The organism is Vibrio sp. YYF0003, from assembly GCF_036350715.1.
Lineage (GTDB): Bacteria > Pseudomonadota > Gammaproteobacteria > Enterobacterales > Vibrionaceae > Vibrio > Vibrio natriegens.
Genome location: NZ_JAZDWA010000001.1, coordinates 93,551 through 107,675, shown reverse-complemented (window position 1 = coordinate 107,675; position 14,125 = coordinate 93,551). Strand labels below are relative to the sequence as shown.

At 43.2% G+C, this 14,125-nt stretch carries 10 protein-coding genes; 4 read left to right on the top strand and 6 right to left on the bottom strand.

Going from position 1 to position 14,125, the window contains the following annotated elements; translation table 11 throughout:
* The first annotated feature begins 123 nt into the window (after nt 1-123).
* On the top strand, nt 124-1,878 hold the full coding sequence (locus V1U08_RS00475; protein ID WP_330469618.1) for a bifunctional protein-serine/threonine kinase/phosphatase: 1,755 nt from the start codon (nt 124-126) through the stop codon (nt 1,876-1,878).
* An 85-nt stretch (nt 1,879-1,963) separates the two neighbouring features.
* Complete coding sequence (gene narL / locus V1U08_RS00470) at nt 1,964-2,632, top strand: two-component system response regulator NarL (protein ID WP_014233995.1); 669 nt, start codon at nt 1,964-1,966, stop codon at nt 2,630-2,632.
* A 24-nt stretch (nt 2,633-2,656) separates the two neighbouring features.
* On the opposite strand, the gene V1U08_RS00465 is transcribed toward narL, so the two are convergent.
* The 6 genes from V1U08_RS00465 to V1U08_RS00440 form a co-directional block, all read right to left on the bottom strand.
* Nucleotides 2,657-3,664 carry a helix-turn-helix domain-containing protein gene (locus V1U08_RS00465; RefSeq protein WP_330469617.1) on the bottom strand — a complete coding sequence of 336 codons (1,008 nt, stop codon included), beginning with the start codon at nt 3,662-3,664 and terminating at the stop codon, nt 2,657-2,659.
* Between the two features lie 245 nt (nt 3,665-3,909).
* A complete protein-coding gene (locus tag V1U08_RS00460) occupies nt 3,910-6,468 on the bottom strand; it encodes a glycoside hydrolase family 3 C-terminal domain-containing protein (RefSeq protein ID WP_330469616.1) in 2,559 nt (852 codons plus the stop codon).
* 324 nt (nt 6,469-6,792) lie between these two features.
* Nucleotides 6,793-7,662 carry a sterol desaturase family protein gene (locus V1U08_RS00455; protein WP_263839749.1) on the bottom strand — a complete coding sequence of 290 codons (870 nt, stop codon included), beginning with the start codon at nt 7,660-7,662 and terminating at the stop codon, nt 6,793-6,795.
* A 7-nt stretch (nt 7,663-7,669) separates the two neighbouring features.
* Complete coding sequence (locus V1U08_RS00450; protein ID WP_330469615.1) at nt 7,670-8,680, bottom strand: DUF2804 domain-containing protein; 1,011 nt, start codon at nt 8,678-8,680, stop codon at nt 7,670-7,672.
* A gap of 179 nt (nt 8,681-8,859) precedes the next feature.
* Nucleotides 8,860-9,327, bottom strand: a complete 468-nt coding sequence (locus V1U08_RS00445; protein ID WP_330469614.1) for an OsmC family protein — start codon at nt 9,325-9,327, stop codon at nt 8,860-8,862.
* Between the two features lie 81 nt (nt 9,328-9,408).
* Complete coding sequence (locus V1U08_RS00440) at nt 9,409-9,531, bottom strand: membrane protein (RefSeq protein WP_014233989.1); 123 nt, start codon at nt 9,529-9,531, stop codon at nt 9,409-9,411.
* A gap of 365 nt (nt 9,532-9,896) precedes the next feature.
* Between V1U08_RS00440 and V1U08_RS00435 the strand changes: the two genes are divergently transcribed.
* Both V1U08_RS00435 and V1U08_RS00430 read left to right on the top strand, forming a co-directional pair.
* Complete coding sequence (locus tag V1U08_RS00435) at nt 9,897-12,557, top strand: bifunctional diguanylate cyclase/phosphodiesterase (RefSeq protein ID WP_330469613.1); 2,661 nt, start codon at nt 9,897-9,899, stop codon at nt 12,555-12,557.
* A 188-nt stretch (nt 12,558-12,745) separates the two neighbouring features.
* Entirely contained in the window at nt 12,746-14,125 is a 1,380-nt protein-coding gene (locus V1U08_RS00430; RefSeq protein ID WP_330469612.1) for an NfeD family protein, read from the top strand.

Genomic DNA, 14,125 nt, shown 5'->3' with positions numbered 1-14,125 from the left:
ATATATGCAAAGAATCACCAAATTAAGTAATGCCTCAATATCGTTCAAGAGCTCGACCAGTTTTGGTTGGGCTTTTGTTCTTGTTTGTTTTTATTGTGGGAAAGTGCGGCAAGGAAGGTATCAATGTTAGTTCAGGAAAAGTCAGCTCAAGAAATACAACATATCGAATTTTCCGGATGCTCTTTGGTGGGTAAGCGAGACGAAAATCAAGACGCCTTTATCGTCAAGTATCCAACGACTCGTGATGAATTGATTCACAAAGGGGTGGTAGCTTGTATTGCTGATGGCGTAAGTTGCAGTAATCATGCTCAACAAGCCAGCCAGACCGCCACCACTCAATTTGTTACCGATTACTATGCAACCCCCTCAAGCTGGAGCATTAAGCGTTCTGCGATTGAATTACTCACCAGTTTAAATAGTTGGCTCTATAGTCAGGGCAAAGATCAACTTTACCATAATGGCATGGTGACAACTTTTAGTGCCATTGTGATTAAATCCAATACTGGATACATTTTTCACGTTGGTGATAGCAGAGTGTATCTCTATCGCGATGGCACTCTGACTCTCCTAACCCGGGATCATCAACGCACTAATTTCGGCCACCAAAGTTATCTGACCCGAGCCCTTGGTATGGATGAAAAAGTCGAAATCGACTTTCTCACATTAGCGCTCAAAGAAAACGACACCATAGTTTTAACCACAGATGGGGTGCATGAGACCTTAACTCATGAGGAAATCAAACAACAAATTAGCAGCGCAGACTCCTCTAAAGCCCTATCAGAGGCTTTATGTAACAACGCTTTATTCAAAGGAAGCACTGACAATGTAAGCTGTACCGTATTGAAGGTAAAAGAATTACCCAGCTTCAACTTAACTGAATACCAAACAGCCTTACTCGCGAACAACATTCCACCAGCATTACACCAGGGTCAAAGCCTCGATCATTTTGAAATATTAGATACCCTCTACGAAGGCCCACGCAGCCACGTCTATCTTGCTTTTGATCGACAAAAAGGTGGCAATGTTATTATCAAAGCGCCTTCACTCAATTACAGTGACGACCCGGAGACATTGAAACGATTTGCCAACGAGCAATGGTTCTCGACTCAATTGGACAGTCGCCGAGTAATGAAGATGTATCCAAGGCCCGTTCATTCAAAATTCATCTATCAGGTTTGCGAGTACATTGAGGGAATAACGCTGCGCCAATGGATGCATGACCACCCTAACCCACCTTTGGATTCAGTGCGTGAAATACTGGATGGCATCGTAAAAGCAGTTCGGGTTTTCCAACGTGCGGATATGGTGCATCGCGATTTGAAACCCGAAAATATCATGATCACACCAAATCGTGAGGTAAAGATCATCGATTTTGGTACGGTTGAGGCAAAGGGCCTGCGCGAGATACAACAAGAAGAAGCCACGTCGTTTCCGCTTGGATCGGTCAACTATACGGCTCCCGAGTACATCAATACTGGGGAAGCGAGTACACTCTCTGATCTCTTTTCTATCGGCATTATGGGCTACGAAATGCTCACCGCTCATCTGCCGTATAAGGAACATTCACAGCAAACGCTGCAGCAGGCTCGGCACGTCAGGTGGGATTACCACTCAATAAAAGAGTATCGGGAAGATATTCCGCTATGGGTAGATCTCGCGTTTAAAAAGGCGACCGCCGAGATTCCAGCTAATCGGTATCAGGCTCTTGGTGATTTTATTGCTGATCTTTTCACGCCCAATACCCAACTATTAAACGGTGTCGACAACAAACCTTTATTAAAGCGTAACCCCATTTTATTTTGGAAGTCCCTTGCTTTGCTCGCTTGCACTGCTGCAGTGCTTGAAGGGCTACTTTTACTGCGCTTTACCCCCAATTAACCGCAAGAAGTAAGAGAATTTTTCCGAAGCTAAAAATAATTGTAGATTTAGTGGCCCTAAATCATGATGATAAAGTAATAAACACATGGAAGCGTTAAAGGAGTTAACGGTGAGCTCAGAAGAAGCAACGATAATGTTGGTCGACGATCACCCGCTATTTCGCAGTGGGTTGCGACAACTGATTGCCTTGGAAGAAGGTTTGCAAGTGATTTGTGAATACAGCAACGGAACTGATGCAATTGAAGGTGCCGTAGAGCATGATCCGGACTTGATTATTCTCGATCTTAACATGCAAGGAATAGACGGCTTAGAAACTGTTCGCCAAATGAGAGAAAAAGGCGTCACCTCACGTGTTGTGATGCTGACCGTTTCGGACAATGAAGATGATGTTCTTAACGCAATTTCCAGTGGTGCGGATGGTTATCTGCTGAAAGACATGGAACCAGAAGACATTGTGACTAACATAAAACAAGCCGTACTAGGCCAACTTGCCTTGTCTGACCGACTGACCAAAGTACTGCTTCAGTCATGCAATAAACCGAAAAAACCTGCGCAAGAAAGCCCTCTCAAAACGCTCACCAGTCGCGAACTTGAAATTCTATCACTCATCTCTAAAGGTATGAGTAATAAGCTCATCGCTCACGAATTGAGCATCACAGACTCGACAGTAAAAGTCCATGTCAAAAATCTTTTGAAAAAGCTCAACGTCAGTTCCCGCTTAGAGGCCGCAGTCTGGATGATAGATAACCAATAAAACGAAAATGGTAGTGGAATGAAGTTAACTTGAATACGCTTTACGGTACTGTACAGGAGACATATCGTGGTTTTTACGCATAAATTTTGTAAAGTTAGACTGTGATGAAAAACCACATAACTCGCTAATTTCACTTATTGACTTATTTGTACTTCCCAATAATAAACAAGCTTTCTCCATCTTGATGTCTTTTTCTAATTCACTAAAAGACGTTTTTTCTGCATTTAATTTTCTATTTAATGTCCATCGGCTCACGCCAACTTTATGGCAAACCTCTTCTAGAAGTGATAAATCATTTATAAAGTATTTTTCTTCAATTAGACTTTTAATGATTTCCTTAACCACGTTTGAAAAACCATGAGTAGTTTGAATTTGCTTGCGAAGTTGTTCAATATTATTCTTTTGTAATCCATGCAAATACTCATTGAACGAATTGTTTTTTTCGAACAAAGAAGATGACTTTATGATCATTTGATTTTTATTTTGGCCAAATAGACAGTTTGATTCAAATTGATCGTTAGTAAAGTTTTTGCCTAACTTGATTGAACTGTCGAACATAATACTGCATTCAATATCATCGACGTACTTGTTCAGAATGTCACGAATCAAAAGGAAGTGCCCCACAGAACCGTTCATTGGTGCAGCAGGATCGGTATTGCTGTACTCAATGCAAATTTTGTCATCGACAACATCCATGTGACAATGGTCGCTATCGCCAATAATGAATCTGTATTTTAAAAAGCTATCAATGGCGTTAACGGCATTTGATTCATTTAAAGACAAATTAAATAACTGAGGAAATAAATCATATAAACCGGTAACAGAAGAGTAATCTTTATAAATATGACGATTATATTCAGATGTTTTAATAATAAATTCTTTGCTCTGTTGATAAGGAATTCGACCATTTGGATTCGTTAAATTTAGTTTATTAATATTGCACTGTGAAATAATAGAGTCTACGTCCACACCAATTGAAGACAATAAGCTCACTTTTCGATTTATTAATAAACTTGAAACAGAATATCCCATAACAGACTCAACTAATTATTTTTGAACCGTGAAATAATTGTTTATTATAGGGCCTTTGTATCTATCAAACGTCACAAATTGATAAAAATCATGATAGTGATCTTGTTTTTTTAGATAAATTTGTGATCCTGAATCCACGTCGATTAAGAAAACAACACGTTTTTTCTGATTTTATGTGCCACAAAACAAAAAGAGGTGAACCAAAGTCCACCTCTTGAGTTAAAGAATTAATAGTCAGTTAACGTTTACTGCTTTTTTAACAATCTTTGTTCTAGCAGAGGGCCGTATTCTGGTTGCAGATCAATAGTCCCCGGAGTTGTTTCACTGACGACAATTTCATTGTCAATCGAGAAAGTAACAACCTGGCTACCATCAAGGCCTGAAGAGTTAGCCACATAAGCGGTATAACTACCTGGCTCAATAATCCATTGGTCACTCGCTTCGTTAAAGCTCGCTAAAGTTTCGGCTGAAATATCGAATGTAAGCGTCTGTTGGCCACCAACAGCAATTTCATCTGTTTTATCAAATGCTTTCAATTCAATTGCAGGCTTAGCCAATTTAACATCTGGAGCCGCTACGTAAACCTGAGCGACTTCTTTACCTGCGTAACCACCAGTATTTCGAACTGTCGCGGTAATAGATACGCTACCATTCGCACCTTCAGAATTAAGCGTATTTGAAACTACTGCTGCGTTCGCAAAGTCAAATGTGGTGTACGACAAACCAAAACCAAACGGGTAGGCAACATCTACATCGAAAGTTGAGTGGTAACGGTAACCGACATAGATGTCATCGCTGTAGTACTGGTTAAAGTCACGCTCGTCACAACCAGCGTCAGCAAGAACAAAACATGTATTGTAATTCAACTCGGGAGCATCATGAGGCCCAGCGTTGACTTTTTGGCCATCTTCAAACTTACCAGGGAATGAACCACCATCTTCAGAGTAACTTGAAACAGTATCCAGACCCATTGGGAACGTCTGCGCTAACTTACCACTTGGATTCACTTCACCCGAGATGATATTAGCTACCGCAGTACCGGCTGTCTGACCCGGCAAGTAAGTCACTAAGATACCATCGACTTCATCACGCCATTCTGCCGTATCAATTGAGTTACCTACGTTTAGAATCACCACAACTTTCTTACCTTGAGCGTGGAACTTATCAGATACACGACTAATAAGTGAACGTTCAACTGAATTTAGGTAGTAACCTTCAGACATTGGATTCTCTAGCTCATCCATACGTTCTGGGTTGTCCGAACCTTCTGCCGTAGTACGAGTGATTGTAATTACCGCCACATCATTAGTTTCAGCAGCAGCATCAATAGCAGAATCGGCAATGACCGGTTCACGACACACAGCAAATGAACCAGCCAGGTTGGTCTCACCAGCAGCGCCGCCACCTACACAGTATTTCTCAGGGTTAAACTCATCGTCATGTACATCCATAGAACCAGTCGCTACGGAAGTGTTGTACGCGCTGGTGTATAGAGCTTCTAGATCAGCGTTAAGCGTATATTTCTCACTTAGACCTTCATTAAAGCTAACGATGTGTTCTGTTGTAACCGAACCACTACCGCCACCAACAGGAAGTGTAGCGTACTGACCAATACCAAATGTTGCGATGCTAGAAGTTGTTGCCACTGGTAATGCAGCATTATTTTTCAGCATTACAATGCCTTCTTCGGCCGCCTGAAGAGCGACTTCCGCATGCGCTGCCAAATCTGGCGTTCTGGTAAACGGAGTACCTAGAGCACTTGGTGTTTTAAGTGATTGTTTCAGTATTCTAACGATATTTTTATCGAGTACTTCATCAGTCAACTCGCCTTTCGCATAAGCATCTACAAGGTAAGGCCCCCAATCATCACTACCACCAAAACGCCATTGACCACCCGGCTCGATGACATCCGTGCCCGCTTTCAACATCTCGACAGGATCCCAACCAGCCCACCAGTCACTCATCGCGAGACCTTCAAAGCCCCACTCATCACGAGCAATGGTGTTCATTAAGTCAGCGCGCTCACCAACGTTTTCGCCGTTAACTGAGTTGTACGATGACATTATCGCCCAAGGCTGTGCGTGCTGAATGGTATATTTGAAACCACGCAAATAAATCTCTCGCATCGCTCGAGGGGTAATGACGGTATTTGAAGTACGACGCAACGTCTCAGAGTTATTCGCTACGTAGTGTTTGATAGTTGTACCAATGCCGTGGCTTTGCGCACCATTAACAATGGCTGCACCCATCACACCACTAATGAGTGGATCTTCCGAGAAATACTCAAAGTTACGACCCGCTAATGGGTGACGTTGAATGTTCATACCTGGTGCTAACCAGATATCTACACCGTATTCTTTGCCTTCTTCACCAGCAGCATCACCCACTCTTTGAACTAAGTCGGCGTTCCAAGTAGACGCTAACACCGTCGCTGATGGAAAGTTGGTTGCATAATAAGTATTAGGATCACCTTCAATTGTCGCTGCGATACGAATACCAGCCGGACCATCCATTAACTTAATAGCAGGAACATCTAGGCCAGTTTCCTCATTCATAACGCCGTTAATATAACCAACGGTACCTGCAACTGCTTTATCTGGGTCTAGGTTTACTGGCTGTGAGAAAAAGCCAGGGCCGATAACCATTTTTAGTTTTTCGTCTGACGTCATCTTAGATACTATCTCTTGAGCCTGCGCTTCAAGACGCTCATTATCAGATATGGTATCTGTATCGCTGTCATTACAGCCCGCGAGCAGTGCGGTCGCTACCATCACCGACACAACACTTAATTTGGTCTTTAACATCCCTTTTACTCCTTTGCATTCACGTCATACCCAAGCAACTTCAAGATGCAAAATTCGGAGCGTTATCACGTGCACCAATTTGGGGGGAAATGATGCAGAGATAAAGACAATTTATTCAAAGTCGTTCACTCATAACCAAGCATCTTTTCGTTGACTTGGGTTTAAGCAAATACTATTGAGTTTTTGGGCGTCATACTTTGACATTCGGTGCGCCGTTTTTGCCTTTCGGAGTAAGAGTGAAAAGTGTGAGCAAGGTTATATTCGACTAAGTTGGCAAGAGGTGTTCCCGGAAAACGACTAACGGCACCGGTTGATTATTGATGTTTAACGCTCCTCCTGTCGTTCGCTATCCGTTGGTGGTGAAAACAAACATTGCCAGCGTTGACGCCACGTTAGCGAGGGCTGGCAGACGTCTCGAAACATATCCTGCCACTCGGCAAAGGTCACTTTTATAGGGTTAAAGCTGTTCACTGGTTTAGATATCCCATAACGTACCGTTTCGACCTCTGGCTCAAAAGAACCAAACATACGATCCCAGATGATAAGTACGCCCGCATAGTTTTTATCTATGTATTGTCGATTGATACCGTGATGTACACGATGGTGAGACGGGGTATTAAATACCCATTCCAATGGACCAAGCGAGCGTATCGACTGAGTATGAACAAAAAACTGTAACCCCAGATTGAGCAATACCGCGAAGATCACCCATTTCGGTTCAAAGCCTATCACCACTAAAGGCAACCAAAAGATCCACATACCGGCAAGCGGATACATTAAGCTTTGACGAAATGCAGTACTAAAATTCATTCTTTCAGAGCTATGATGGACAACATGAGCCGCCCACATCCAGCGAATACGATGGCTAGCGCGATGAAACCAATAATAGAAAAAATCTTGAAGAACCAAGAGCATTAAGAACGTAGAAATACTGATTTCAATGTCAAATAAGCGCCAGCCAAAAAGCCATAAATAAAGTTGAGAGATAAACAAACCTGCGAGAATATCTGTCGCTTGGTGAAGACCGGCCAATACAAAATTACATGTCACTTCAGGTAGGACATAAGTTGCGTTCTTCGGTAATCGACCTCGGCGCTGGCCGAACCAGTACTCTGAGAATATGCAGAGAAAAAATATTGGAGCCAGAATCAAAAGCAGCAGCTCAGGACGCTCCATCAATATTGACCAATCCATCTCTTTGCTACCATTTTGCGTAGTGATCTTCGGTTAAGCCGACGACTTCATTCAACTCATGCTTCTTGCCATTTCCATCAATGACAAAGCCATTAAAATGTCCCATGTATTGACGAAAATTACTTTTGAGAAGCCAGAAATTCTTTCTTTCTGAACGACAGTTTAACGGCGTGAAATTGAGTTCAACTCGCCCATCCTGAGAGGTAATTTTCCATTCTTCATGTGGGTTATTGCGTGAAAAATGAAAGTGTACCGGCGCCAGCAAATGACGCTCACCATTCACCCAAAGCACATTTTCGCAATAGCCCGTTTCGTTGACACCCACGGCGAGATTAAGACCTAAACGATCGGAGTCTTGCATATGGTTGATACTCGCCCATCGCCAACTTGTTTCTCTTCGCATGTATCCTGCCGAAAAATCGTACCCTGCAGAAATTTTACTCAGGTCTTGCTCTTGACCCAGAATAAACAGGTTACCAGCGACCGATAAGCCATTGTGCTTTTGCGTATACGTCCAGCCTGAGTAACCCGTTGGCGTGCATAACATCAACGGGCTGCTTTGGGGTTCAGGATGTAAGCTGATTACCGCATTTACTGAGCCAGACACAAAATGGACGTGCCACGTACCTTCCTGGATGGAAAATTTGATCGCATCATCCGCCAAAGTTGCGGAGCTTGACCAACTTGATGGCTCAGTTTGATAACCGAAATTGAAAGGTTTCAGCCACTGTTGTTCAACGAGTTCGTTGTTTTTAATGTCATAAAGATAACAAAAACCGGAGGCCAAATAACGAATATCAGCGATCGCAATGCCTATGAGATACTCAGGAGTAACCAGAGAGACAAACTGGAATTGCTTGTAGCCGAAATACTTACGCAATTTCGATGCAGGTCGGTCCATCTCATTCCGGTATTCGAAGCGATCAAGCTGTAACGACTTAGGCATTGCTTCAAGATGACCAAACGTCGGGGTGCCGTCCGTTTGAATAAACGACTCCAGAGGGGTGCGGCTCGTCATGTCTTAATCTTGTCGGGTTAACATATGCAAACAATAACATTAATTTAACAAATGACATTTGCGCTGACGCACAACAATGTCATTTCGTCTCATCGACATAAGCTGACATTGTCGCGTGCGTCTCAGTGAATTTAGCCGATGTTATCTAGGCAATACCCAAAGTGGACGGTGAATTTCGGTTACGTAAGAATATTTGTTACTACTTCAGTTTTTACAGAGTTAGCAATAAAACAGTTTTCATGCGCCATATGATGCATTTTTTCTAACTGTTCGTGCGTGGGCTGTTTGTCGCCCGAAAACACGATGCTGGGATTCAGCTCCACACGAGAAACCCACTCTTTACCATTGTCCCCTTTTGTGAGTTCACCTTCAGCAGCGTCAATATAAGAGTCGATGACATACCGACGTTTGGCGGCTATCGATAAAAACACCAACATATGGCAGCTCGAAAGCGCCGCAACAAACGCTTCTTCTGGGTCGACGTTTTCCGCCACGGATAGAGGAAGAGGTACGACATGAGGGGACGGAGAAGCAGGCACCTGCAAGCCGCCGTCAAACGTCCACGTATGCGCGCGACTGTATTGATTATCGCTGAAAATCTCGCTTGCTTGGCGCTGCCACTGAACCATGGCGGTGTGGTTACTCATACGAACTTCCTATCTATTTGAATATCTGCGTATTGCTCTAATGTGTGGCAGGTGTTTGAGCGACCTGCCATAAGGTTCAAATTAGTTGAAATATGACAAGAGTCGATGGAACCAAGTGATCTCTCCATAGGCAATCAAATCATAAATGGTAAAGAAGATCATACAGATAATGGCTAATTTGGCTAAACGGTAAACAATAAACATGACAAATTCCTTTGTTTTTTGACAGTTTACTATCACCCATATGATTTAGAAACACAGATAAGCGCCCGCTCATTTTTAATTTAAAGCGTTTCAAAACAGGGGGGTGTCCAACCAAGACCGCCAGGCGATGTGGTGTTGAAATAGCTAGTCATTGTCAATTCTAAAATTCATGCAGAAACACTGTATAAATATTTCGCCAATCCAAATTTAACAATTTGAACTTACATCAAAAAAATATAGTATTAGATGCCATACACTTTCACAAAACTTATACCTATAACCATTTTTTAATGCAAACATTTCGCTTATCTAACTTAAACCTTCGATATAAGACGGCTTTATACTTCTCACTTGGTTTGCTTGGAATGGTACTAAGTTGTTTATTTATAAGTCGCTATTTTTTCCTGTATAGCATCAATCAATTAGAAGACATGGAAATTAACCATGCAAACCAGCAAGCACTCGCTGTGGTTGACTTGATGGTCTCCCAACAGACAACTAACTCTTATGACTGGGCATATTGGGATGAAACTTACGATCTGTTTCTCGATGATCCCGACATTACAGGTTACACCGAGCGAAACCTCTACTTAGAAACTCTCAATTCGTTGAGTTTGGATATGATGTCGTTTGTCACGGTTACAGGACAAGAATTGCTATCGCTAACCCGACAAAATCCCTCTGAAATATCGTCTGCTTTATCGGCTAAAGTGATACGACACCCGCTCATTCAACAGCATATTGCGTCGATGAAACAAGAGCCAGATGCTGAGCGGACTCACCTCTCTGGTTTATTGAAAATCGACCAAACCATCTGGGGACTGAGTTTAACTCCGGTAAAAAACAGTGAGGCTAATCTTGCCTCAAATGGATGGTTGTTGTGGGGAAAAAATTTGACGACACGCTTTCCCGGTGACTTTACGTCTATTCTTTTCGCTCAAAACTCATTAACTCCCCTATTCTCTCCACCAGCTGACGATGATCTTGTACAAGAGATTAAAAAATCCTCGGCAGGTATTACAAAATCTTCCATGTTGAGAGATCTGGAAGGTTCTCCCATTGCATGGGTAGAGACAGAAATGAAACGTGATTACTACTCTAAAGGTAATGCTTTATTTCTCTACTTATTCGCCGCTGTCGGGGTGGTGGCATCAATTATAGCAATGGCGACGTTTTTCATTTTCAGAAAAAAAGTGTCAGCTCGATTCAATCACTTCGCTGACAATATGTACAAAATCGCGTCGGAATATAAGCTTGAAGGGGTTCAGTCAATTAGCGCTGACGAACTGGAACTAGCGTCTAAACTGGTGCAGAAGCTTTCTGACAATACATCGATGACACAATCGAAGTTAAAGGATTCAATGCATAACTTCAGCGCGTTGTATAATAGTTCTTCGCTGGGTATGCTTTTCGTGATTGAGCGTGAAATTGTCGATGCCAACCCCCGAGCGTTAGAAATACTCAATCATCAAAAGCCGGATTTGATTAAACGTCCTCTCGAATACCTTTGTTCTCACAATCTAGGCGAATCTCGACTCGAAGAGATGCTGATTGAGTTAGAAAACGGCCGAACATTGTTTGAAGCTCAACTTCTCGACGGTCATGGCGATACTATTGACTGTCTAATTGAAGCGGCACTAATTCAGCACGATGGTCAGAGTGCGATCATGTTGTTAATTCAGGATATCCGGGAAACAAAGCAACAAGCGGAAAAAATTCAACAGTTGACCGACTTAGACCCTGTATCGGGTTTCTGTAATCGCCCAGTGATAGCTGAAGCGCTTGATAAACTGGTACAAACACAACCCAACCAGTTTTCGTTCATTTTCCTCAAAAGTAAACAGCTAAAACAAATTGCAGAAGTATACGGGCACTTTGTCTTTGATGAAGCAATCCAATACATTGCAAAGATACTGAGAGAGCACTTAGGCGCTTTTCAAATTGGCCGAATCAGCGAGAACGAGTTTATAGTACTCATTCCACGAGAGGCCAATCATAGTGAAGTCATAGAGGCGACCAACCGGCTACTACACCAACTTTCTTATAAGGTGGTATTTTCTGGTATTACCGTATCACTCGATACTAAAGCAGTGATGATGGATCCAAAGATCACCCACCAGCCTCTTGAACATCTACTTTTGGCTGCGCGTCACTCAGCACAATCAATTCGTGGACGTCAGGCTCGCGAAGTTTTAGTTACTGATGAAGCGCTATCTGTCCAAGCAGAGACCTTGAACATCATTAACCGTGATTTAGAAGAAGCAATACAACAAAACGGCATCATTCCGTATTTCCAGCCAATTGTTGATGCAAAAACCGAAGAGGTGATTGGCTTTGAGTCACTTGCTCGCTGGCAACACCCGGATCTCGGCATGGTGTCGCCGACCGTTTTTATTCCTATCGCTGAGCAAGGAAAATTGATTATTGAGCTTGGGGAATCCATCCTCAAGCAATCTTGTGCGTTTATTGGACAACTTAACCAAGTTCGCCATGCTAAAGGACTACCGCAGCTTTCGGTTCACATTAACTTGAGTGCCCGTCATTTTTATCACTCAAGGCTTATTTCATACCTTACGACGCTGATTGATGAGTACCAAATCTCTCCAGGGAGTATTGTGCTTGAAATTACCGAAAGCATGTTAATGGGGACTGAAGCCGACTCAATTCACTGCATTAATGAGATAAAGCGCCTCGGCGTTCTACTTGCGCTGGACGATTTCGGTACTGGCTTTTCCTCATTCAGCAGTATCTGCAACTTCCCGCTGGATATTGTTAAATTAGACAAGTCATACGTTGATGAAATTGAATTCAATGACCGAGCTAAAACACTGGTGCGGAACATCGTCAATATGTCGCAAGAGTTAGGACTAACGATCGTTGCTGAAGGCGTAGAAACAGCAAGTCAGGTGCGTAAGCTCAAAGTCTGGAACATCAATAACCTACAAGGTTTCTATTTTTACAGACCGATGCCAATGGATGCTGTACTTAAAACGTTCTCTGGTCATCAGGTCAGCGAGTTGCTTTAATAGAGGGGGAAAATGGCTCCAACTCTTTCCCCGCTCCTTGTTAACCTTTGTACAACCGTATCGGGTTGTTCAAACTGCCACCCCTATGAATAAATCTATAGCGCTGTGCTCATACTGTCCCTGTTACTTGCGTATATACTTTAAATAAGCTTTTCAATAAGTCCCTGTCACTGTACTAGGAGGACTGTATGAAATGGATACGAATATGGCTATTACCGCTTATCCTGTTTGCTAGTCAGGCATTGGCTAACACGGTATGGATCGTCCCGGTCAACGGTGCTATTGGCCCCGCTATTAGTGATTACCTTTCCAGAGAAATAGAACAAGCCCAGCAGGAAAACGTCAGTTTAGTCATTTTAAGGATGGACACACCGGGCGGACTGGATAGCTCGATGAGAGACATTATTCATGCCATCACTACTTCCTCCATTCCCGTCGCAACATGGGTTGGACCATCGGGTTCTCGAGCAGCCAGTGCAGGTACTTATATTCTTCTTGCCAGCCACGTCGCAGCAATGGCAGAGGCTACAAATCTTGGCGCTGCTACCCCTGTCGCATTGGGTGGTGGAGCACCAGGATCCCCTTCCCCTAGCGATGATCAAAACGAAAAAGCCAAAGACCAACAAGAAACTGAAGATGGCACCTCTGAAAAAGTCCCGGCTAAAACAGCGATGGAAAAGAAAGTCATCAATGACGCCAGAGCATATATAAAAGGGTTGGCTAAGCTTCACGATCGCAATGCTGAATGGGCGGAAAAAGCCGTGAGTGAAGCGGCAAGTCTCGACGCTCAGGAAGCGCTAAAACTGAATGTCATTGACTATATAGCAAATTCACCCGAAGAGCTGGTTCAGACTATTAACGGAACAACCGTTAAAATAAACAATCAGCCCGTGACATTATCATTAGAAAACCCTGTCTGGGTAGCAAGAGTCCCTGATTGGCGTGCGGAAATGCTTGCCGTCATCACCAATCCCAACGTTGCTTACATTCTGATCCTTATTGGTATCTATGGTCTACTTTTAGAGTTCTACAATCCCGGAATTGGCTTACCCGGCGTATTAGGTGGCATCTGCTTGCTACTTGCGATGTACGCACTACAGATGATGCCCGTTAACTACGCTGGTCTGGGGCTACTACTACTCGGCATTGCGCTAATGATTGCCGAAGCATTTAGCCCGAGTTTCGGAGTTTTGGGCTTGGGCGGTGTGGTTGCCTTTATTCTCGGTTCGATATTCCTGATGGACAGTGACTTACCGGGTTTTCAAGTCGCATTGCCTTTAATCTTTGGCCTTGCCATTTTTTCAGTTGCGCTGATCATTCTGACTGTCGGTATGCTAGTGAGAATACGCCACCGAAGGGTCACGACTGGTCTTGAAACCTACCCTGGCAAACAAGCAGTCGTAAGTGATGATTTCATTGACGGTGAAGGTCGCGTGCAAATGGATGGCGCATTTTGGACCGCCAAAGCTGAATTAAACCAAGGACTCAAACAAGGTGACCAAGTTACCGTTGTCAATGTGAAAGGGCTAACCTTAACGGTAAAGCCAAATGACCGCCCTAATGAATAG